This is a genomic window from Streptomyces sp. NPDC054783, assembly GCF_053611725.1.
The window spans coordinates 1-21767 of record NZ_JBSHAY010000046.1 but is presented as its reverse complement, the minus strand read 5'-3'; the positions used below and the strand labels follow the sequence as shown (position 1 = coordinate 21767).

Genomic DNA, 21767 nt, shown 5'->3' with positions numbered 1-21767 from the left:
TGCCCACGCCGACGGCCTCCAGTTGCTTCAGGATGTCGGCGACGTCCTCGTGGTCTTCGGTGAGGAACCGGACGGTGAAGTCGATGACGGCGCGGGCGATGCCCTCCGCAGCAGTCCGGCCCGGCCTGCGCCAAGGTGGGCGAGGGGTGTGGTTGCGGTCGGCGGCCCACAGGACGAAGCCGCGGCCCTTCTCAACCGCATCACGGTGCCTTCCGCGAGGCAGGCGTCGACGTCGTGCTGTCCGCATGTGGCGAGCGAGGCGCCGCGATGCCGTAGCCATCGGAGGAACTGAGCGGTCTGGCGTGGCAGCAGCGGACGCTGACTTATTCCCGCTGGCTACCACGGCTGGGATGTCTCGGTGCTGGCGGAGAAGGTCATGCTGGTCACGTGCCGTCCGATCGAGAATTCTCCCTGACTCGGCAGTGGAGCTGAGAGAGTCCGTCGTTGAGGACTGGGAGAGGGAGGGAGCCGATGGCGGCAGGTGAGGGGAAAAGCGGCAGGGCGGGAGGGTCGTTGCTGCTTGCGGAATTCAATCGGCTCGGATCGCTGTCGTCCGCGCACAGGCGGGGCTATCAGCTGGAGGTGCTGTTGGAGGAGTTGTTCCGGCGGGCGCACTTCCGGGTTGACCGTAACGCGTCGATCGCGAAGCCGCGGCAGACGGACCTGGTGGCCCGCTACGGGGACAACTGGTACTTGATTGAGGCTAAGTGGCACAACGGGCCAGTCGACGCCGACGTTTTCGATTCTGTCCGGTCACGGCTGGATCGGGCCGCCTCATCTGCTGTCTTCGGCGTCATCATCAGCGTGAACGGCTTCACCGAATCGGCGGTGGAGGATCTGCGAGTGCGTCGGGACCGGGGGCCGATCCTGCTGTTCGGCGAAGAGGAGCTGACGCAGGTCTTGCGCACGCCAAGGTCGCTGGTCAACCTCCTGCAGGTGAAGCGGGAGGAACTGATCACTCACGGTCGTGTGCACCTCGCCGCTGCTCCGAAGCCCCGGCGTCGGCGCCGTCCGGTCACGGACCTGCCAGGTGCGGAGGCGCGGTTGCTCGGCGCGGACCTGCAGCCGCTGTCATACGTCACGTCCGGGGGCGGCTTCGGGGAGTTCGTCTTCGTACAGGAGCTGCCCGACGTGGACTGGGCGTTCGGCAGCGGCAACGGCGTCTCCCTCGACGCGCAGGTCAGCGTGTTCAATGAAGACGGCATTGTGGAGTTGCTGTGCGGGCTGGACTCGATGGGGTGGAACAGCGGAGAGCCGCGATGGAACATCCAGCAGTCCAGCGCGAACTGGCACGGCGCCGGCGCCCGCGAGTTCGTTGAGGCGCTGCGTACCTGGAAGAAGCGCGAAGAGAGCCTGGACAACGCGCACCACACCGAACAGATCGTCTACTTCGACACCTGCCAGGGCGGAGGCTTCTACACCCTTACTGCCAACATCGCCAGCCACCGCTTCCGGTCGGTCTACCACTGCCATCTGTCGTTCCAGCTGCCCGGAATCCCCTTGGACCTTCAGCCGATCCGGCACCTGTTCGAGCAGTTCGATGCCGCTGAGTTCAGCTACTTCCGTCCGCTGACCAGCCCGGCCATCAATCGGCATCGCCTTGTCCAGAGGGTTCCGCTGGAGGTCGTCGGTTACCTCGTCTCGCACAGCGACGTGTTCTGGGACGAGGCGGAACCCGGCGGTGCGCCTCCTGAGTGGGTCACCGGCCTGGTGGTGAAAAACCCAAACCGCAGCCAGGACGGTATGCCGGTCCCGGAGGAGTGGCCGGGAAGGGTAGAAGAAAGCGAGCTGCTCGTCTGTGCACTGCGGTCGCACCACCAGCTCGATGAGCCCAAGGAGGCGTACCACCTGTACTCGTGGGAGTACGCGCGTACATCTGACGCCGTGGTCCTGCTGGCCGTGGCCGACTGGTAGCTGAGCGGGGCGCGCAGCGGCACCGTCTCATCAGCGGTGGGTCGGTCCTACGGGTGGCCCGCCGCCGCTTTTGGGACGCTGTAGTTGAGCGGCACCGTGGTCTCCTGGCTCAGAACCCATGCGCGTCAAGCTGGGCATCGCCGGATTCGGCGGCGGCCCGGGCCGTAGTGGCGAACCAGGCGCGCTCTGCGCCTGCGCGGGTAGGGGAACGGCTCGGATGGCCGCAATCCGAGGATTGCGGCCATCCGAGATTCACCGGCGGATCTGGATCGTGATGGCGGGCGCCGCCACGGCAAGCAACGCCAGTCCGACCGGCGCGGAGACCGTCAGGGCGATCGCCGTGCCTCCCAGGGCGCAGACCGCCGTGAAGCCGAAGGTCACCCACCCCAGGAGCCGGCTGGAGTTCGCACTGACTCCCTCCGGGAGCTCAGCTCGCGGGCTGGGCTCGATGCGCTTTTCTGTTGTACGTTCCATTGAGAGAGGTACCGCCTCTTTCGCGATTGGGAGGCCCGGAGCACCAAGTGCTTGCCGGCGTCGATGCTCCGGAGCCCCCGATTGGACGCGGCCGGAGAAGCCCTCCAAGCCGCCCGTGAGGCCCCGTTCAGCGCCCCACTCATCAAATGATGTAGCCCGTCTGAGGGGTCGTCCGGTACTCTCAACTACGCATTGATTCGCATGAACGCCAACTAGAGAAATCGAAGATGACTGAGTAATCGATGGATGACGGCAGCATGAGAATCAATCCGTAGTTTTCAAGAGGTAGATCAAGATGCGCCCGAAGGACGGCAAGGTCGACACGCGCCTTGCACACCTCCAGACCCTTCGCACCCGCATGCTCGGGGGCGTCAACCAGGTCATGCGCCAGGTCTGGGAGCACGGACAGAGGCCCGACTCCGTTCGAGTCCGTCAAGCCTTCTACCGGCTTGACGAGATAAGGATCTTGGAGGACGAGCGGAAGCCGCTCCCGACGGAGGAGCAGCCGTTCGCGGCCCGCATGGTCACCCCCAAGGGACTCCAGCTTCGGCTCATGCTGACGATGCTGTACGCCGCGCAGTGCGCCGTGGGGCCGGGTAAGCAGTGGGATGCCCCCTATCCCGTGGAGTCGACGGCGAAGCACCCCCTGTCTTGGATGAGCTTGTCGGCCTCCATCAGCCAATACGCCGGTCCCGGTATCCAGTTGGCGTCCGAGGACGTCAACCGCCGACGCCAGATCACGCAGGCCCTGAAGACGTTGGAGTCGATGGCGCTCGTCCGGGCCAACTCCGGACCTGGCCGCTTCAGCACCGGTTTGCAGCTGCTCTGTGAGAACGGGACCAGCACCGTCAGCTCGGCCATCCCGTACACCGCCGCCGACGACACCGAGCCGTACATCGAGCTCCCGGTCGAGTTCTTCACCCGCGGCTGGGTGCACGTGCTCACCAACAGCGAGATCGCCGCCCTGCTCATGTGGTTCGACCGCCTCAAGTACACCGGCGTCGAGGTCGGCGCCGAGGAGGGCGACCCGCTCACCATCACCTACGTCACCGGCGACGTGAGACAGGGCCTTTATGGGTTGGGGCGGAAGGCCTACGAGACACATCAGGCCCTCGACGCCTACCAGCTCCTCGACGTCATCAGGCCCGAGAAGCGCTACGACTCCGGCAAGTGGGAGGGATATTCGCAGGGCGAGTCGGACCTGCTGTGCCACCGCGTCTCTCTCGCCCCCGCCGGCTTCGACCGCGATGCCGGAGAGGTTGTGGAGGACGTACTGAAGCGCCGAGACACCGGCGGCTACTGGGGACGACCCATGTTCAGTGCGCCGAAGCGCTTCGACCGCTTCCGCATGGTCTCTGGTGCCGAGTAGAGCGGTGCCGAACCGCGTTCGGCCCCCCAGACCGGCGCCAGCTAAGACCGTGTCCTACTTGGTGAGGCGGACGTATCGTTGGTAGCAGCAGATGGCTGCGGCGAGTCCGAGAAAGGCGAGGACCGGATTCCGATCGTGGTCTGCAGCGCCCCGGCCGTCTCCTCGTCTGTGCCACCGCGCCTCGGGTCACAGGCTGGTTGTCTCCTCCTGCGCGGTTTTCCCGTCTTCGGCGGCATCGGGGGCGTCCTCGGTGCTCTGCGCGGTGCGGCGGTAGTAGGGGTGGGTGGAGTCCATCCTGCGGGCGAGGTGGAGGGGGGTGGGGGTGCTTTGGCGGACGTCGGAGGTGATGCCCTGGTTGGTCAGGACGGCGGCGACGGCTCCGATGAGGTCGCAGTCGGCGTCGGGGCTCTGGGCGATGACGGTGAACCGGGTGGCGGTGTGGGCGTAGCCGTTCTTGCTCTGGCTGCGGCTGTCGAAGCGTGTCTCGTCCTTGCCGAAGCGGCCGGCGGGGCCGGCGGCCCAGGTGCGGGGGACGTTGACGAGCAGGAGGTCGGGATAGGTGACGGCGCCGTCGTCGGTGGCGAGTTGGAAGAGGCTGTTGGTGGTGTCGGTGGCGCGCCAGGTGCCGTCGCTGGTGCGCATGTGGGCCCCGGTGGGGCGGCCGATGCGTTCCAGGTCGCCGATGACGCGGACGGTGGCCAGGGGGCGTTGGGCGCGGGGGAGGCTGTGGCCGGGCAGCCAGGACGCCGGCCGCAGGCCGGGCGGCGGGTCCTGGCCCAGGGCTTCGTCGGTGAGGCCCGCCCAGATGTACTCGGCGGCGTCACCGTCGACGTAGAGCACCGTGGGGGCTGGTGCGGGGAGTTGGGTGCGGGTGGCGATGAGGGCCTGCTCGACGATGTCCGCGGCGGCGCGGGCCTGGAGTGTCTCGTCCGCGGCGGCGCGGTATCCGCTGACGTCCCAGGCGAGGTCGGCGGCGTGCAGCGCGGTGGTGGCCGGGCTGCGGGGCTGCCACCTCCCGGCCTGGGCGCTGTAGGCCCAGTCCTGCCAGGGGTCGTCCTTTCCGCCGGTGGGGCGCATGGCGGTGAGGGTGGCGGTGATCGGTGCCGGTTCGGTGGTGCGGCGCTTGCCGGGTGTGCGGCGCTGGGTGTGGCGGCGGACGTGGATGCCGATGTGCCACCAGTTCTCGAGCGGCAGTTTGCCGAACGCGGCACCGAGGCGGTGGTCGGTGGCGCCGACGCCACTGAGGATCTCGCGCAGCACGTTCGCGGTCGAGCTGTCGAGGCCGCTCTGGCGGGAGGCGACCTTTTTCGCGCGGTACTTCTCGTTGTAGGGCTTGCCCTCCCGGGTGTGGGTGGGGATCGGCGGCGGGGCCTGCTTGATGTACTGGGAGGTCGCTGCGAGGCGCGCGAGAGCCTGCTTGGAGGGCCACTTGCCGTCCTCGGCCTCGGCTTTTTCGCGGGCTTCGACGCTCGGGTACCAGCGCTCGGGGTCCCAGTCGGTCTCGCAGATCGCTGCGACGAGCGTGTCCTTGCGGGTGTGGGGGGCGAGCATCTGCGCCAGGTCCCGCTCGCGCTCCGCGCTGGTGCGCGGTCCGTGGCCGAGGGCACTGGCCTTGTCGTGGAGGAAGACGACCTCGATACGCCCGCCGACGGCGGGTTCGGCGACGCCTTCGACGGCCTTCCAGTCCTCGCCGGGGCCCCACTGGGCGGCGATCGCGGCCTTCACCCGGGCGCGGACCTCGTCGGTGCTCCACAGGACGGGGACGAGGAGGGTGCCCACGCCGGCGGCGTCCAGGGCGGCGGGGATCCGTTCGAGGGGGATCGGTCCGCTGACGCGTGAGCCGCTCTCGGTGGGCGGCACCTTGATGCCGGGGACCTCGATGAACACGGGGCTGCGGTGGCTGTACTTCTCGCACCGGGTGTCGATGGCCTCCTCGAGGCGGCGGAAGAACTCCATGCCGTGTCCGCGGCCCAGGCCGGGGGTACGGGCGCTGGCCGGGGCGACGGCCCAGACCGGCCCCGGGGCGGTATCGGCCAGGGCGCCGTCGGCGAGGTGCTCGGGGAAGGGCGGCACGTTCGCGCTCAGGCGGGGCAGGGCGGCCAGGCGGCGGCTGGCGGCGACCGCAGGGACGTTCAGGCGGCGCTTCCACGGCGGGCCGTCGGTGGCCGCAGCGACGACGAGCGGCTGGTCGGGGTTGGCCAGCAGGACGGTGGCGACACCCTTCCAGGAGGTGGCGAGGAGGGTGGTGGTGGCGTTAACGGTCAGCGCGTGGCGCCGGGAGTGCCCGCTGGCGGCGGTATCGATGGTGATACGGGGCAGCAGGTGGCGCACGGTGCCCTTGCGGTCGGGTTCGGCGGGCAGTTCGTGGCCGATCGCGGCAAGGCGGCCGTCGGTGCACAGGGCGAAACGGACGGGGGCGCCGTTGTTGCGGGGCCACTCGAGCGCGGCGAGTTCCTCGGCCAGGCGCCAGCGAGCGAGTTCGCCCGGCCACCAGCCGCGCGAGCGCTTGCCGGCGCTCGGCGGCGGGGGCAGGACGACGCAGCGGGGTTCGGCCCGGGCGAGGAGTTCGGCCAGCTGTTCACCGATGCGCCGGCCGTCGGGGCCGGGGACCACGGCTTCGGCCCAGTAGCGGAACACGTCGCGCCGGTCCTCGGCGCTGATCGGCGCCGCGCACAAGAGTTCGTAGCAGCCGTCGTTCCACTGCCAGCGCGCCCAGGTGCCCGCCGCCGCGCGCAGGACACACTCCAGCGCCCGGTAGGGCGGCTGCACGTCCAGACCGGTGCCGACGTTGCGCTTGTACTCGCGCAAGAGCTCCATGGCCAGGTCCATGATGGGGGCGTCGGGCCGGTAGGCGATTACCTCGCCCAGGTCGGCGGGAGCGGTGCGGAATTGCAGCAGGCGGGCCTGCTTGCGGGCGACGCTGTCGAGCGGGCGACTCATGCGTACTCTCCCAGGTAGGCGTCAAAGCCCGCGCGCATCGCGGGGAGCAGGTGCTGGGCGTGGGCGTACTCGGCGATTTCCTCGATGGTGTGGCCGTAAGAAGCGCCGAGCTGGGCGAGGTCGTCCTGCGGGGACTGCTCGAGCAGCCCGCGGATCAGGGTGGGCAGGTCGGATCCCCAGGTGGGGTCGTGGAAGGCGCCGTCGATGAAGTGGAGCTCGACGTGGGTCTGCCCGCGGCGTCCGCGGCCTGCCAACTGGACGCTCTGCCCGAGGAGGGTGGCGACGAGTTCGTACTTCAGCTCGTCGGGCAGGGCGGAGAAGCGCTTGGGCGCGTTGAGGTTCAGGCGCAGGTGCGCGTCGGCCGCCGCGCGGGCCTGGGCCAGGACGGCGGCGGAGTCGTCGCCGGGCACGGTGTCGCGCCATGCCCGGGCGGCGACACTGGCCGCCAGCACCGCCGGGTCGTCGGCCGGCATGACCGGCCGCACACCCATGGCGATCAGGGTGATGGCCGACACGGCGACGCCCTCGAACACGGTCAGCACGTTCAAGCCCCGCTCAGTGCGCGGCAGCGGCGAGATGAGCACCTCGCCGTCGAGGTCCGCCAGCTCCGCGAAACGGTCGCGGGTGAGCTGGCCGATCGCGTCGCAGACCGGCGGCAGAGAGAGGTCGGGGGTGTCCGCGACGGCGACGTAGATCCGTAGCCGCCGCTCGAGGGCGAGCGCGGTGTCGTACAGGGTCTGGGCGAACAGGCGGGCCTGCCGGTAGGAGTTGACGGTGATCAGGGCCCGTGCGCGATGCCGGGTGCGCGCCTCCGCGGCAAGCCGGTCCAGGTCGCGCACCAGGCCCGGTGCGTAGCCGGCGGCCAGTGAGATGACCCGCTGGTCGCGTTCGCGGTAGGGGGTGCTGCCGACGGCCAAGAGCTTTCCGTCGGCGACGGGGGTGCTGTTGAAGATGGTCAGACCATCGCGAAGGGTGTCGGGCATCGCCCAGTCGGGGCGAGCGAGCAGGTGGGTGCGTGCCGCGCCCGGCATGAAGCCGGTGGCGGACATGCCCAGAACAGTACGCTGGCGGCCGCTCAGGGCGAGGGAGACGATGCTGCCGAGGAACTGCGTCTCGGTGTGGGGGTCGGCGCGCAGCACCTCCATCTTCAAACTCGCATGGGCACCCGGATCGTCCAGCCCCTCGAAGCGGAACCCGCCCAGCTGGCGGCCCAGCGGCCCGAACGGGACGACGGTGCCGGCGCCCTGGTGGCCGATCGCGTCGGCGAGCTCGGAGGCCGCGTCGATGCCGTGCCCGGCGAGTTCGCCGGCCCTGTCCGTCAGGTTGAACATCGTGTGGACGATGGCCGTCAGCCACGTCTTCATCATCAGCGCGTGCAGGACGCCCGCGGTGACCTCGGTGCGCGTGGGCGCCCGCACCGGCTCCGGCCGGTCGAGCCCGCGCTGCGCCGGCACCGTGGACTCGGCAGGTGCTCCGTCGTCTCCGCCCTCGGCAGCGCAGAAGGCGGGCAGCGCGGCGGAGATGATCTCCCGCAGTTCGTCCTTGAAGGGGGCAAGCTGCCACTCCCCGCCCTCGTCGATCGTGAGCATCCGCTCCAGCACGCCCGGGACGGGCAGCAGCCGATCCGGCAGGACGGCGCAGGAAGGGCGGTCACCCGGCCGGGTGGCAACGCGCGGGAGCAAGGCCTGCAGACAGTCGGCCTGCTCGGCGGTGGCCGCAGCATCAGGGTCCACCCCGATCAGGTTCTCCAGCAGATGCCGGTCCCACTGATGGGGCTGATACCAGCGCTTGCGGTCCTGCAGGACCTGCCGCGTCCGGCGCGGGTCCTGCCCGCGGGCCAGGGCCTGCGCCTGGGCGACCTCGGTGCAGACCTCCTCCCCGGCCACCAGGTCGAGCAGCTGCTCGGCCAGGAACACCGCCCGGGTCAGGGGCCGGCGCATGGCCACCGCCAGCCTCGGCGGCGCCTGGTGCAGGCTGTCGCGAATGCGCCGCAGCACCGTGGTTGGGCGGGAGCGGGACGCGAGCTCCAGCACGCCACACTCGTCGAACCCCCGCGCCTGGTAGGCGTCGACCTCGTCGACGACCACATAGGACGCCAGGCGCAGAAGGAACTCCCGCACGCTGATGCTGTTGCGGACCTCCCCGTCGACCTCCACCGGAACCTTGATCATCCCGGACTGGAAGCAGGCGTGGGTGGTCACGATGATCCTGGCCGTCGTCGCGGCCTCGACATGGGAAAACTTCCCGCAGGACGACACATATGGGCACAGCGCCCGCTCCGGCTGGCCGAAAGCATCCGACGCCGCGACCGTGCACGGCTCCCTGCCGGCCTCGAAGGCGTCGCGTCCCTCAAGCTGCGCCTGTGCGGCGCATCCGTAGGCGGAGTTGTTGACGAGGAAGGCGATGCTCGCCGAGGCCTGCGCCAGCGGCACGCCGGTGCCCTCCAGCTTCGCGGCGGAGCGCAGCGCGAAGCTGTACCGGCTGTTGGGGGCGATGAACGGCGTGGCCGTCTCCTTGACGCCCGCCGCCTGCAGCTCCTGCTGCAAGGTGGAGGCCTCGCCGTAGACGTCGCCGTTGTCGCTGACCACTAGCACGGTGGTGCGACCCAGGCCGGCCTGCTGGATCGCCAGCCCTCGGCCGAAGACGTTCTTGCCCACGCCCGGGGGCGCGCTCAGCAGGTGCATCCGGCCCGGCGGCAGGACAACGGGTTCCAGGGGGCGCTGCCCGCCACCGATGGTCCCGCGCAGCAGCAGCGCGATCTGCTTCTCGCGGAAGGCCGGGCCCTTCATGCCCTGGTCGGTGTCCCGGCTTTGCCAGCCGAGCTCATCGTCGTCCACCACCAACTCCACCGACGGTGCGGTCACGACCCGAGGCGGCCTGTACACCCCCTGCTCGTCGGGGAAAGTGAGCTGGACCCGCCCACGCGATGTCGGCGCCGACCAGCCCGATCCGCTCGCGACCCGCAGCAGCCGCTGGCGCCTGGCCGGTGCGAGCAGGCGTTCGGCGACGTCCGAAGGGTCCTGCCCGTGAGTCGGCAGCACTTCAAGCGCCCGCCCCCGCTCGCTGTACCCGAGCGCGTAGAGAGCGGGCAGCGGGTCGTCCGCGTCGGGGGTGTGGAAGACGTCGTAGACGGTCCGTTCGACGTTGTGCAGTAGCGCCTCCCCCCGATGGCGGGTGCCCAACAGCGCGCCGAGGCGCTGCTTGTCCGCCTCCGACCACTGCTCCCAGCCCGCCACGGCACGCGGCGCGTGCCCGCTCAGCAGGACATGGGCGTCCGCGACGCGCACCACCTGCCGCCCGTCGCGGAACCGGGAGGGAAGAAGATACTCGGCCAAGGCCAGAGCCCCGGCAAGCGTCCTGCTCACGCCCCCTCCACCTCCGCCACCAGGTCGGCATCGGTTAGCACGCGCGCCCCGCTGTCCCGCACCACCCGGCGCAGCAGCGGCAGGAACCCCCGCAAGTGCTCAGGCACCACGAAGCACAGCTCGCTGGGCCCCTCGGGATCCTCGCGCAGCTTCTGGGCCAGCCCGTACGGGTCGGCCCAGGTCTTGACGTCGACGCGCCACGCCCTGGACCGGCCGGGACGAGCGACATGCAGGTCATAGGCGTCGCCGAACGGCCACAGCCGCACTTCCGCGCCCAAGGCGACCAGCCGGTCGCGCAGCTCGACCTCAAGCAGGCCCGGGAGCGTCACCCACAGCCACAGGGCGTAGGGCAACGCCACGTAGCCCTCCACGGACAGCAGCTCCGGCACGGTGCGCAGTTCGCCGCACGGCGCCAGGCGCCAGCCCACCACCGCTGTCGGCTCGGCCCGGTACCGGGCGCCCAGCAGGCTGTGGCGCTCGTCCTCACACTCGACGTCCACCACGCCGTTGGGGCGGTAGGTGGCCCGCATCGTCCATCTGCACATCGGACACGCTGCCCACAGGCCGCCGAACTGCCGCGTCGGGGAGACACCGGTGTACGCGCCCAGCTCGACCAACGCGGTGTTCCGGGACAAATCGCGCCGTGTCAGGACGGGCGTGCGTACCATCGCCTCCCGGCCCCGCGTGTACGCCTCGAAGCCGGCGGCCCTCAGCGCGCGGAAGACGGCGTGCTGGACGGTCTCGCCGGAGATCCGCGACAGCCCGGTACTCACCGGCAACATCCCTACCGCCCGCAGCAGGCTGTGCAGATGGCGGATATCGGCACCGATCCCCGGGGCCTGGTGGCCGTGCTCAGAGGCCTCCACCGCGAGCCGGTGCAGCGCCGAACTGGGCATGCCGTCGTCATCGAGCAGCCACAGCTTGCCGAGCACTGATCCCTGGGGCCGTCCCGGCAGAAGGTCGGCCACCCGGCTTCCACGGAGCCGACGGGCGAACACCTCGTACGACGGTGCCTGCTCAAGGACCCCAAACGAGCGCACGTAGCGACCATGGCACTCCATCAGCAGCCGCATCCGCCCCTGTGCCTCGCCCTCACTGCTGCTCAAGGCCAGGGCCGCGACCACGCAGGCGTCGAGCGCTGCGCGCTGATCCCCGTCGAGTTCTTGAACGGCCGTTGCCGTCCCGGCCACCGCCGACACCCCGGTCCTCCCCCCACCGCATTGAGCCCATGCCACAACCTCAACCCCTCCGCCCTCTGGGAGGGCACGGGAGTTCGGGGGCCTTCCCTCGATCCGGTGATCCCGGTCCGACGTGCGCGGTGCGGTGGTCTTCGGGACGGACTGGTGTTCGGCTGCCTCCGGATCGGGGTCGGCAGCGTCGTGCCCCCAACAGCGCTCCATAGACGACGCGGAAGCTGCGCGGGCCCTGATCGGGTGTCTCGGCCCGATCCCGCCGTGTCCTGATGAGAAGGCAGAATCCGGATATGAGACTTAAGCCGGGCATCTCCCTGCAGTACGCCGAGGGCACTCTTCGTGATGCCGTCACCTTGTGGGGCAACGCCCGCAGCGCACGGGACTACTTCCGGGCCTTCACCGACTTCCAGGCCTTCACCGACGCCGTGGAGAAGACCTTCCCGGCCTTGGAATGCGCCTTCGCCGCCCCCGACCTCGCGGCCTGCGCTCCGGCGTACTGGCAGCTCCTGCAACTCGGCAGCCCCGAAACCGTCCTCGCCGCCAGCGGCTTCCCGCTGCCCTCCGCTCCGGCCTTGATAGGCGTGCCAGTGCCGAAGCCGGGGTCTGCCTCGGCTGACACTCGCAGAGAGCCGGACCTGTCGCAGGTGCCGTCGATCTGTGCCTGCCACCGCAACGCAAAGCCTTCAAAAGTCCCTGCTCGATGTCAGTGGCCTGCGAGATCATCATCCCGGCGTTCGGGTTCTGCCGGACAACGAGGGCTGAGGGGGACAGAGTGCCGCAGGAACTCTTCTTTGAAACCGTCCAGCGTGACCAGTACTCATATACGAGGCTGAATCGCGAGGCCATCAACGAGCTTCGCACCGCCCCGTCCGCCAGTGGTGACGAAGAGGCTGCGCACGCTCTCATCGACCTGCTGATCGACGACTTGCCCCAGCACCCTGAGCACGACGGACTGATGGACAATTCGGAGACGGGAGCGGTCATACGCTGTCTCAAGGCCGTTCTGCGCCGCCTCGGTATCGAGTTCGAGGTGCCCTTTCACGACAAGCAGGGCTACTACTCGTTTCGGATGGAGCACGACAACGGCCTCATTACCGACCTGACCAGGGTCTTCGCCCCTGCGCGCGCAGCGCTGGAACGACGCGAGCAGACCACCTTCACCGGAGGCTTGCGGGGGCTGCGCGGCGAGCTGCGCAACCTCATCTTCGCCGCCGCGCAGAAGCCAGAGATCGTCTGGAGGGACGTCGCGGGTGGTGTCATCGAGATCACGAAGAACAAGGACCACTGCCTGCTGTATGACCGCCCAGTGGGGGCCTCGGGCCTCACCTGGAGCGAACTCGGCAAGTGGTGGCACCTCCAGGACGGCATGTACGGGATGTCTGAGCATTTCAGGCTGCAGGCGCTCCTGAAGCGGCTGAGGGGGGCACTCAACGCCCCGGAGCAGCTGTTGCTGGACACCTACTGGGATCACGCGATGCAGCGAGGCTTCGGAGACTTTCCTGCTCTGTTGCCACAGGTGTATCTCCATTACGACCCCCTGGCGCAACAGCAGCGGAATCAACGGGCGGAAGGCAAGGTGCTGACGCGGCAGCGGATGGACTTCCTGATGCTCGCTTCCGGCGGTCGCCGATACGTTCTCGAGCTGGATGGTAAGGAGCACTACTCGCGTGATGGGAAGGCCGCACCCGACCTATACGCCGACATGGTCCGAGAAGATCGGCGGATCCGTCTTCAGGGGTATGAGGTGTACCGGTTTGGCGGCGCCGAATTTGTGGACCCACAGGCTGCCAAACTCATGCTGAGCGGGTTCTTCGACCAGTTGCTGGCTCCGTAGCTCCGACCCCCCGAGGAAGCCGCACAAGCTGCCGTCACCTCCAAAGCCGGAGCGGGTACAAGCTCGACAGCCCAGCTGCGGCTCAGCGCCAGACCGAGTCAGGCCCAGTCGACGCCGAGGTCCCGCAGGGCGGTCAGCTGTTCCTGGGTGAGTTTGTCGCGCCGGGTCTTGGTGTTGGAGACCCAGACGCCCAGCTTTACGGTCACCGGTTCCGTTTCGCCGTCGACGGCGATCTCCTCGGTGTGGCCGCGCGGTACCGGCCGGTCGCCCTCGCGTTCCACCCACTGTGTGAGGGCTGTCAGGCCGCGCTGGAACGCCTGCTGTGCCTTGCTCGGGCCCTTCACCGTACGCTTGGCCGCCGGGGGCGGGAGAGGGCTTCTCCAGCGGCTTGATGCCCAGCGTGGACAGTCGCTCCTGCTGCTCGGGTAGGAGTCGCGCCCAGACGGCCGGTTGCTTCTGCTGCTGGAGCCACTTGCCGAGGTCGTCGCCGTCCATGAACACGCCGGGCTGGATCTCGGGCAGGCTGCCGTCGGCTTCGACCAGGTCCGCGAGGACGCGGTAGTGCCGCTGCCAGTCCAGCGGCCACGGGCAGTTCCACTCCGGGTCGATCGCGGTGAGCTGCGCGGCACGCTGTTCCGCCCGCTTCGGGTCCTTGCCCAGGCCGTTCTTCGCGCCCTTCCGCCGGAGGTTGGCCATGTGCTGCCCGATGGGCACCATCGCTTCGCCCTCGCCCCACATGGCGTCCTGGCGGGGGGCGAGGTGTCCGGTGGCCCGCCGGTAGGACCGGAGCGCGGCGAGTTTGGCTTCCCAGGCTTCCTCGCCGGGCTCCCAGACCATCCCGGCCTCGGGCGCGTCGAGCAGTTCTTTGCGGTGGGGATCGAGTTCGCCGGCGCGCAGTGTCTTGCGCTGCTGGTGCGCCCACCGCCCGAGGGGGAAGTCCTTGGTGACGCCGACCTGGACCTCGGTGTCGTACGGGACGGCGTACAGGCCGGTGATCTGGTTCTCCCTGCGCCAGCGCAGCAGCGCCTCGTAGCCTTCCAGCCAGGCCAGGGATTCCGGCCGGTAGACCCGCGTGCGCAGGAACGCCGCGATCGTGGAGGCGTCGCGCGGGTTGGAGAAGTGGAGCAGCGCGGACTCGGCAGCGGCGTCGGCGCCGTCCTGCTCCTGGTCCTCGCCGTCACCCTCGCCGCCGGCCCCGACGATGCGCCCCTCTTCGTCACGCCGGACGTGGATCTTGCGCTTGCCGCTGGTGAGGGCGCGGGAGGCGAGCTGCTCGACCAGGCGCTCATCGTGCGAGCGCAGGCCCTGGAGGACCGCTACCAGGGGGCGGAAGCTGGCGGAGGCGACCATGTCCTGCGGGTCCTCACCGGGTTGGAGGAAGACGGGCACGACGAGGGAGGCGACCTTGCCCTCGCCGGGCTGCATCCGTAGCGCCCGGCCGACGGCCTGGACGAGGTCGGGCATGGAACCGCGGACGTCGGCCCAGTAGACGGAGTCGCAGTTCTTGGTGTCGATTATCTAGTTCTGAATGAAGTGATGGGTGTGTTTGGCGTGGTTCAGGGGCGGCTGCCGGCGTGAGGGTGTGGGGTGCTGTGGAGCTGTTACCGGAAGATCTGCTCGATGCCGAAGACAAGGTTGTGGGCTTGGGGCCATCCGGCGTCGATGAAGGCGTCGCAGATCTGCCGTAGGGCGGTGAGGTTGTCCGGGTTGTGGAGGAGGCCGCGGTGGTCGGCGAGGATGCGTTCCACGAAGGTGACGCAGGTTCCCACGCCGAGGGTGTCCGCGGTGTAGCCGCTTTGTGCGCCTACCTGGGTCACGATGTCGCGGACGGTCAGGAGCGTCTGCTGCGGGCGCTGGTCGATCATGCGCTCACACATCTCGACGAGGTGGTGGGCGATGCCCGCGACTGGGGTCGCCGCAAGGAGCTTGATCAGTGGCTCGGCTTCGTCGACGAGTCTGACTTCCGGCTGGATCGGGGGCTTGCTGTCGGTGCCGCCGCTGGCGAAGTAGATCTGTGACGCGATGTTGTCGAGGAGCCTGACGGTGTTCTTGAGTTGCTCCCGCTCGGCGTCGGTCGAGGTTTGATGCTGGCTCAGAGCGTGGCGGGTTTCGTCGAGGGCTGGTTCGGCGAGTTGCTGCATGAGTTTGAGGGCACGTTGCCGGACAGCTTCGTTGTCGTGGGTGAGTGCTCCGGAGACGCGCAGTTGGTGGAGGCAGTCGGCCCAGGTGCTGTCGTCCAGCCAGCGGGTGATCATGCTGGTGAGGGCGGTGCCTGCTTCGGGTGTTGCGTGGTGGACCCACAGGAGTCCTGCGGCGGTGGCGCAGGCGGAGGCGGCGGTCTCGCGGCCAGGGTGTGGGGTTGCGCGTCCCATGACCGTGGTCAGGATGGAAGCGCCGCGTTGACGGTCGCTCATACAGAAGCAGGCCGTGGTGACCGCGGTGGCGAGCACAGCGTCGTCGGAGTCCTGCGCAGCGAGGCGCTCGAGGATCTGCCACGCCGTGCCGGTGTCGCTGACTGCTATGAGTGGGGTGATTCGAGCCACTGTGTGCCTGATGGCTCCCACGGGGTCTGCCGCCAGGGCGAGCAGGGCTCGAGCGACTTCGGGGCTGTACTGCTCCGGCACGCTGGCGAGTTGGCCGAGGCCGCGAGCCGCATCGGCTCGGGGGCCCTGGGGGAGGAGCAGGTCGTAGTTGGCGTTCTCCGGGGTGGGTTCGGGCCGGGGGCTCGTTGTCGATACAAGAAGGAGGGTACGCGCGTGGGTCAAGGATGCCGGCGGCGTCTGTGTGCTGCGGGTCCAGATCTCCGCAGCCCGGGCGAGAGCGTCCTCCGCCTGCGCGCGGATGGGGGAGGATTGCGTCTGCTTCAGGGCTGCTTCCAGATTGGTGGCAGTGTGCTCGGCGGATGCGGTGTCTTCCGGTGTGGCGGTGCCGTTGAGATAGGTGCTCGCGAAGCTGCTCAGGGTTGCGATGAGCTTGCGTAGTTCGGCTTCCGCAGGGTCTTCCTCCTTGGTCTCGGTTGGCTCCGCAGCAGGCCACGGCAGGTGCCCTGCGGCGGCTTCGGTGTCCCGTGCGTTCTTGTCCGCTGTCAGTGATGGATCGGTGACGTGTTCCACGGAGAGCGCGTCGACGAGCATCTGGTACCGGCGGGCCTGCTCCTGGCTCCCCTCCTCGTGGGAGGCGTCTGGCTTGAGCGAGACGATCGCTGCCTCCAGGCGGGCAGCTTCGGCAGGTGTGAGGGTGGGGTGCAGCTTGCTGATCAGCTCGCAGGCGGGTTCGAGCAGATCCGGGATGAGCAACTGCGTCACGACGTCGGCCAGCTCGCTGACCAGGGAGGTTGCCAGGGCTGGGTTGGCGGCAGCTGCGCGTAGGGTGCGTCGCCATACAACACCCGCTTGGGGAGCCGAGGTGAGCGCCTCGCCCAGCGCCTCCGCTTCGGTTGCGGTGGCAGCGGAGGCGAAGTCCTGATAGGCGTCGAGTAGGGCTGCCGGGTCATTATGGGCGTAGCTGGAGCCGAAGTCCCATGCGCGTGAGTCGTCTTTGATGACCACGATCGTGCGGCCCCGCAGGACAGCCGAATGCTTGGGTAGATCTTGGCTAGTGAGTGTCAAGCGGGTGAGGATCGCCAGGGCACGAGGGAGGTCCGAGCGCAGGACGGTGGGGAAGTACTTGACCAGGGGGTACTTGGCCGCGTCGAAGTCCTGTCGGCGATTGGACACGAGAGTCAGCACGGAGCCGCTGCCCATCTGGGTGTCGGCCGAGGACGTCTCGGTGTGGCTCAGCACAGCCACGTAGAGGTCTTCTACGAGGCCCGGCAGGAGTTCCAGCAGCTCTGAGACCTTGCTGGTCATGGAGAGGAGGTCGTTGTAGCCGCGCTCTTCGAGCTGGGGCGGCTCCACAGTGCGCCTGAGTAGTGTCTCGGTCGTGGTCAGGTCACCTGCTGCCGTTTGGATCACAGCGGTGATGGCCAGCCGTGAAGCGGGGGCTGGAGGCTGGGTCCACAGGTACTCCAGCAGGCGCCGCGCCGCTGACGCGCAGAGCCGGAGCTGCTGTTCGTTCAGCATTGCCCGATGGGAGGCCAGGTCGGTCACCAGGACACCCAGCGCCGTGAGGAATCGGGCAGGTGTCCGGCTGAGACGCTCAGCGACCTCGGTCCAGACACCTGGATGCTGGAGGCTGCTTTCCTTCAGCTTGAGGGAGACAGCGACGGCGATCGCTGCGAGTATCCGCTTCGCTCCCTCCTCGGTGCCCGGATCCGGTGCGAGCAGCGGCTCCAGGTCAGTCGCCTGATCGCAGTCATCCGTGACGACGTCTGCGATTGCTGTGGCTGCCATCCTGGGGGAGGGCAGTGCCATCAAGGCCAGAGCCAGCGCCCAGAACACGCCGGGACCTTGCGCCCAGGCCGTCCGGAGGTACATGTCGATGCTGGGGCGGGCGAAGAGCAACAGGTCGGGGTCGGCGTTCAGCCTTTCCTGCAGTCCGTCGGGGGAGTGCGAGAGGTAGGTGATGGCAACGGCGTAGTCGAACAGCACGTGGTGCGCGAACTGCAGGGGGCCGTTGGCCGTGGGGCCCATGATCGTCGGGGCTTGCGTGAGGACGGAGCTGGAAAGGAGGGTCCGCAGGACGTCTGACGCTGCGGTGTCGCCCTCCAAAATCTTCTGGGCGGGCACGGCAAGTCGTCTCTCCTGTACTGCGGCTGCGCACAGGCGGCCGAGGAAGGCTGCTTTCGCGATGCCCTCGGTTCCCCGGGTGACGCGCGCCTCCCAGTAACGCTCCAGCAGGCCCAACCTGCTGTCGACAGTGCGTAGCTGTGTTGCTGCTGCGCCGGCCAGCATGAGTTCGGCAGCCAGGCGCAGGTTGAACGGGTTGCGCATCAGCTGTCGCTGCTGGTCGGAAGCCTGGCTCAGAAAGCCACGCAAGGCGGGGAAGACATCGGTGACCTGGGCGACCTCTTCCTCCGTGAGATCACCCACCTGTATTGCCTCGCCTGCAAAGAGGGCACGCAGCTGTGGGGAGTGCTGTAGGTCCCAGGTGCGGATGGAGGCGACCACCTGCCAGTTCGGCAGCCGGCGGCTCACATCCGCGATGATTGATCGCCACAGCTCGGTGGAGGCATCGACTCGTGCGGCATCCAGGGCATCGATCGCCAGGAGCCCGGTGCTGCCGGGCTGCCACTGCTCGAGAACGTCGACAAGCGGATGCTGCAGCCTGAGTTCTGCTTGAAGCATGCCGGCACTCCGGGCATCCACGCCGGCTACCGATAGGAGAAGTACGGGCCGGCCTTCTGCACTGGCTTCCCGGGCCAACTCGTGCACGACCACGGTCTTGCCCGCACCCGGCCCGCCAGCCACGAGGATCGAGCCCTTCTGGGTCCTCGCTCCGATGCCTGTGACCGTGCGCGCAATGGCCACAGGCCCCTGCGGTGTGGGGACGGTAGTGAGGCCATGGCCCAACTGGTCGAGGGTGTCGTGCGTGGTCCTGGCCAGGAGCTGGACATCTGAGGTGAAGTCTCGGACGGTGGCCAGCGCGATGCCAGCCGATGACAGCGACTGCTGCAGTTGCCTCATATCGGCACCGGAATGGTGGATAGCCAGCTGTGCACAGGCGCTGAGCAGTACGTGCCACGCCGCGTCCGCTTGGGCAGGATGAGTGATCACGGACGTCCGCAGTGTCTGGAGGGCCTCCCGTTCTTCCAGGCCGCCCTGTTCGACGTCGAGGACCCATATGTGGCAATGGGCGAGGAACCCCCTCAGTTCCGCAGCTGAGGGCGTGTCGCCGCGCTGCTTTGCCCACTCCCGGGTCGCGTGAGCGACGAACTTGTTGTAGGCGTCAGTCTGGTCGCTGTTGAAGGCGAGCGACGTCACGTTTCGCTCGGCGGGAGCGTTACGGAGACGATCAAGAACTTGCGCGAGGTCGTTCCGCACCGGTTTTGAGGCGTCGCGGGAGGTGACGAGGACCAGCCGGTCCTGCTCATGGCCTGGCATGAGGTGCTGCTGAACGAACTGCGCGACAGTCTTGCTGAGTTCGCTCTCCTCCGACTGAGACAGCGTGATTGATCGCTTAGCTTGGAGCGCCAGTGTCCGCCCGTCGGAGGTGTGCACTCGGCAGTCGTCGACGGGTTCGCCGGTTTCGCAGGCGATCCGCTCCACAGCTCCGCTCCACAGCCCCTGGACGCCCGGAGACGCGGAGCCCGCTACAGCGGCGACAGCCAGCCAGGCGGCCACGCGATGCTGGTAGTCGAAGCCGCCCGCGCCCGCACTGCCCCCGGCGTCTGCCCGTGCTGCCTCACTCACCGTGGCTCTCCTCGCTCACGCCGACCTGCAGCGCTTGTTCAACTCAGGCGCGGATTTTATCTCTGTGTGGGGTAGCTTGTGTGGTGTGTTTGGTGTGTTTGGTGTGGTTGCCAGCCGGTCGTGTGGTCTGTTTCGGGAAGCGCTACTGGCTGGGGGTGGGGGTTGGTTGTTTTGGTGGGTGGAGCAGACCTATGTGGCTGAGCGCTCGATCTCTGCGTCGACTGGCGTGGAGCGATGGGTGGTGGCCGATGCACGCACCTACGACCTGCATGCCGAGGCGTGTGCGTTTCTGGCCGGGTTGCGTAGCAAGGGCCGCTCGCCGAACACGGAACGGGTCTACCAGGCCGTCTCGCCCTTTATCTGAACTACTGCGCAGGGCGCGGTTGTCGACGACGGCTGAAAAGTGATCCAGAACCACGATTCACGCGTCGCCGACAGCCGGTGACCGTGAAGTGCCCGGGTAGCTGATCGGGTTGCATGCCATACGCGGCAGCTACCTGGCACACGAGCGACCATGTCGTCTCACTGCTCACAGGCGTAACCCGCAGCAGGACCGGAGAAAGCGTCACCTCCTCACGGTCCCGCGCGTACGGACCCAGTGGGCGCCAACCGCAAAGTCTCACCTGAGAACATGGGGTGACTCCCAGTCAGCACACCGATCCACACGGGTGGTTCACCCGCACGGGACGTACCAGGCACGGTCTCCCCGGGCCTACCCTCTGCGGTGGTTGCCGGTTCCGGGCGCCGGCCGGTGACACGCGGGAGCGTCTCGGTGTGGATGCGGCTGACGGGCCTCCGGAGCCCGTTCGCGCCCGGTATCGCAGGAGCCGCGCAGCCCCGTTCGGACGCCGCCAAGCCGCTCCTGGACGGCTTGGCGGGCGTCTCCTGGTCCGGCGGCAGGGGCATTCTGAGGGCTCTCAGACGCTCACGCTGCCCCTGCGCCAGTCCTTGCCGGACGACGTGTTGACGCTGCCGCTTCAGACACCGCCTGACGTCCACGCCGCCCGGGGGCACCCTCAGTCTTCGACGGTGACAAGGAGCCCGGCGAGATGGGTGGCCGTGACCAGGGCGTAGGCGTTGTGCCATGCCGGACTCGATGCCTCATGGACGAGGTCGAGCCGGGCCGCGATTCTCACCGTGCCCAGGTGCTGCTCGATGGCCTCGGCCATCCGCAGCGCGCTCGCTTTGGCAAGCGAGCCGTGTCGGTCCGTCCGGGGGCGGGAGGCCGTCATCTCAAGGCTGCCGTGGAGGAGCTCGATCCAGCGCCATGGCGGCTTGACCGGCGTGACGGCGCGGATATGCGTACCAGGCAGGCAGGTGGCCGCGAGCTGCTCCAGCGGCCGACGGGGCGGGAATCCACCGGCCAGCGGCATGGTGGTCAACTGCACGTCGATCATGTGATCGGCAGCGTCGAATTCCCGCGCCACAGCGGTACTCACCTCGGCCACCGCCTCCTGCGCTGCGCGGCCCGCAGACATCGCGATCTGCCGGTCGGGCGATGGACAATCGCGGACTTCTGTCTTGCGTCGCATCAACCGAAGGTACAACCGTGGACGGGCCGTACGCCGAAGTGCCGTCCGGGGGATCGCACTCCGGGCTGCAGGCCGCCGTGTGGAAGCCGCTGCCACCGACCGTGTGGCCCCTGAGCACGCCCACACCACCACCTGCCCTGGACCATGCCCGAGGACATGCAGGGCTGCCCCCAACCACCCGGCTGCAAAGCCCCAACATGCGCCACGCGCCGAGGGGTGACTGCTGATCAGCAAGCCTGCCTGTCATGCAGTTTGACCGGACCTCATCCGCGTCAGGAGGCCAGGTGAACCGGTGCCGTGCCAGGAGGCCTGCCCAGGTGGCGCGGTGTGCGACCGCTGCGGGTTCACTCGTGTGGGAGTACCGGACACGGTCTCCTCGGGCCTACTCTCTACGGTGGCTGCCGGTTCCGGGTGCCGGCCGGTGACATGCTGCTCCACTTGTCCGGTGACAGCGGTGCGGAGATCCCGTTCCGGGAGCCATGATCTTTTCCAGAGTTCATCCGCAGCACATTTTGAAGCAGACAAGACCGCCCCCTGCACAGCAAGCCTGGCCTCCCGAACCAGTCTGCCACTCTGACGGCCAGTCACCAGCCTTCTCACCCCGACCCTCGCTGCCAGCCCGGGCCGTCAGGCCCGCAATCGGGCCGCGCGAAGCGTGGCACGCCCAGTGACGCGAAGCGTCACCGGTGGCTGGAGCGCAGCGGAGGCCACCAGCCGGCCGAAGGGCCGGCCCACGCCCCGCAACGCGGGGCGTGCTGCTCCCGAAGCGCAGCGCAGGGAGCGTCAACGAGACTGCGCAGCAGGCTCGTTGAGCGGGGAGCGCAGCGAGCCGCTTTCCGCTCACGCGGAGCGGGAG

At 68.6% G+C, this 21767-nt stretch carries 10 protein-coding genes and 1 pseudogene; 4 read left to right on the top strand and 7 right to left on the bottom strand.

The features are described 5' to 3' along the window. Nucleotides 1–471: 471 nt before the first annotated feature. Nucleotides 472–1914 (top strand): restriction endonuclease, encoded by a 1443-nt coding sequence (locus ACWGJ5_RS41895; RefSeq protein ID WP_453314859.1) that lies wholly within the window; start codon nt 472–474, stop codon nt 1912–1914. A 252-nt stretch (nt 1915–2166) separates the two neighbouring features. Here the strand turns inward: ACWGJ5_RS41895 and ACWGJ5_RS41890 are convergent, their stop codons facing one another. Continuing rightward, complete coding sequence (locus ACWGJ5_RS41890; protein WP_453314858.1) at nt 2167–2295, bottom strand: hypothetical protein; 129 nt, start codon at nt 2293–2295, stop codon at nt 2167–2169. Nucleotides 2296–2683: 388 nt separating this feature from the next. Between ACWGJ5_RS41890 and ACWGJ5_RS41885 the strand changes: the two genes are divergently transcribed. Next, on the top strand, nt 2684–3757 hold the full coding sequence (locus ACWGJ5_RS41885; RefSeq protein ID WP_453314857.1) for a hypothetical protein: 1074 nt from the start codon (nt 2684–2686) through the stop codon (nt 3755–3757). Between the two features lie 186 nt (nt 3758–3943). On the opposite strand, the gene ACWGJ5_RS41880 is transcribed toward ACWGJ5_RS41885, so the two are convergent. The 3 genes from ACWGJ5_RS41880 to ACWGJ5_RS41870 are packed head-to-tail and all read right to left on the bottom strand — an operon-like array spanning nt 3944 to nt 11261. Continuing rightward, a complete protein-coding gene (locus ACWGJ5_RS41880; RefSeq protein ID WP_453314856.1) occupies nt 3944–6697 on the bottom strand; it encodes an RNAseH domain-containing protein in 2754 nt (917 codons plus the stop codon). Next, the gene (locus ACWGJ5_RS41875; protein ID WP_453314855.1) at nt 6694–10062 is read right to left on the bottom strand and encodes a hypothetical protein; all 3369 of its coding nucleotides are present in this window, start codon (nt 10060–10062) and stop codon (nt 6694–6696) included. Before ACWGJ5_RS41875 ends, ACWGJ5_RS41880 begins: the two co-directional genes overlap by 4 nt. After that, a complete protein-coding gene (locus ACWGJ5_RS41870) occupies nt 10059–11261 on the bottom strand; it encodes a restriction endonuclease-related protein (protein WP_453314854.1) in 1203 nt (400 codons plus the stop codon). The genes ACWGJ5_RS41875 and ACWGJ5_RS41870 overlap by 4 nt, the downstream gene beginning before the upstream one ends. 766 nt (nt 11262–12027) lie before the next feature. Between ACWGJ5_RS41870 and ACWGJ5_RS41865 the strand changes: the two genes are divergently transcribed. After that, on the top strand, nt 12028–13089 hold the full coding sequence (locus ACWGJ5_RS41865; RefSeq protein WP_453314853.1) for a hypothetical protein: 1062 nt from the start codon (nt 12028–12030) through the stop codon (nt 13087–13089). A gap of 98 nt (nt 13090–13187) precedes the next feature. Here ACWGJ5_RS41865 and ACWGJ5_RS41860 read toward each other — a convergent pair. Both ACWGJ5_RS41860 and ACWGJ5_RS41855 read right to left on the bottom strand, forming a co-directional pair. Next, nucleotides 13188–14580, bottom strand: a pseudogene (locus ACWGJ5_RS41860) (Helicase associated domain protein); the annotation flags it as partial. Between the two features lie 110 nt (nt 14581–14690). After that, nucleotides 14691–19379, bottom strand: a complete 4689-nt coding sequence (locus ACWGJ5_RS41855) for a hypothetical protein (protein WP_453314852.1) — start codon at nt 19377–19379, stop codon at nt 14691–14693. 178 nt (nt 19380–19557) lie between these two features. Between ACWGJ5_RS41855 and ACWGJ5_RS41850 the strand changes: the two genes are divergently transcribed. Beyond that, entirely contained in the window at nt 19558–19743 is a 186-nt protein-coding gene (locus ACWGJ5_RS41850) for a hypothetical protein (RefSeq protein ID WP_453314851.1), read from the top strand. Between the two features lie 652 nt (nt 19744–20395). Here the strand turns inward: ACWGJ5_RS41850 and ACWGJ5_RS41845 are convergent. After that, nucleotides 20396–20911, bottom strand: a complete 516-nt coding sequence (locus ACWGJ5_RS41845) for a hypothetical protein (RefSeq protein ID WP_453314850.1) — start codon at nt 20909–20911, stop codon at nt 20396–20398. Nucleotides 20912–21767 lie beyond the last annotated feature (856 nt).

Coding starts and splice junctions, on each gene's coding strand:
- ACWGJ5_RS41845 (WP_453314850.1), bottom strand. CDS start 20,911: ATGCGACGCAAGACAGAAGTCCGCGATTGTCCATCGCCCGACCGGCAG.
- ACWGJ5_RS41895 (WP_453314859.1), top strand. CDS start 472: ATGGCGGCAGGTGAGGGGAAAAGCGGCAGGGCGGGAGGGTCGTTGCTG.
- ACWGJ5_RS41885 (WP_453314857.1), top strand. CDS start 2,684: ATGCGCCCGAAGGACGGCAAGGTCGACACGCGCCTTGCACACCTCCAG.
- ACWGJ5_RS41880 (WP_453314856.1), bottom strand. CDS start 6,697: ATGAGTCGCCCGCTCGACAGCGTCGCCCGCAAGCAGGCCCGCCTGCTG.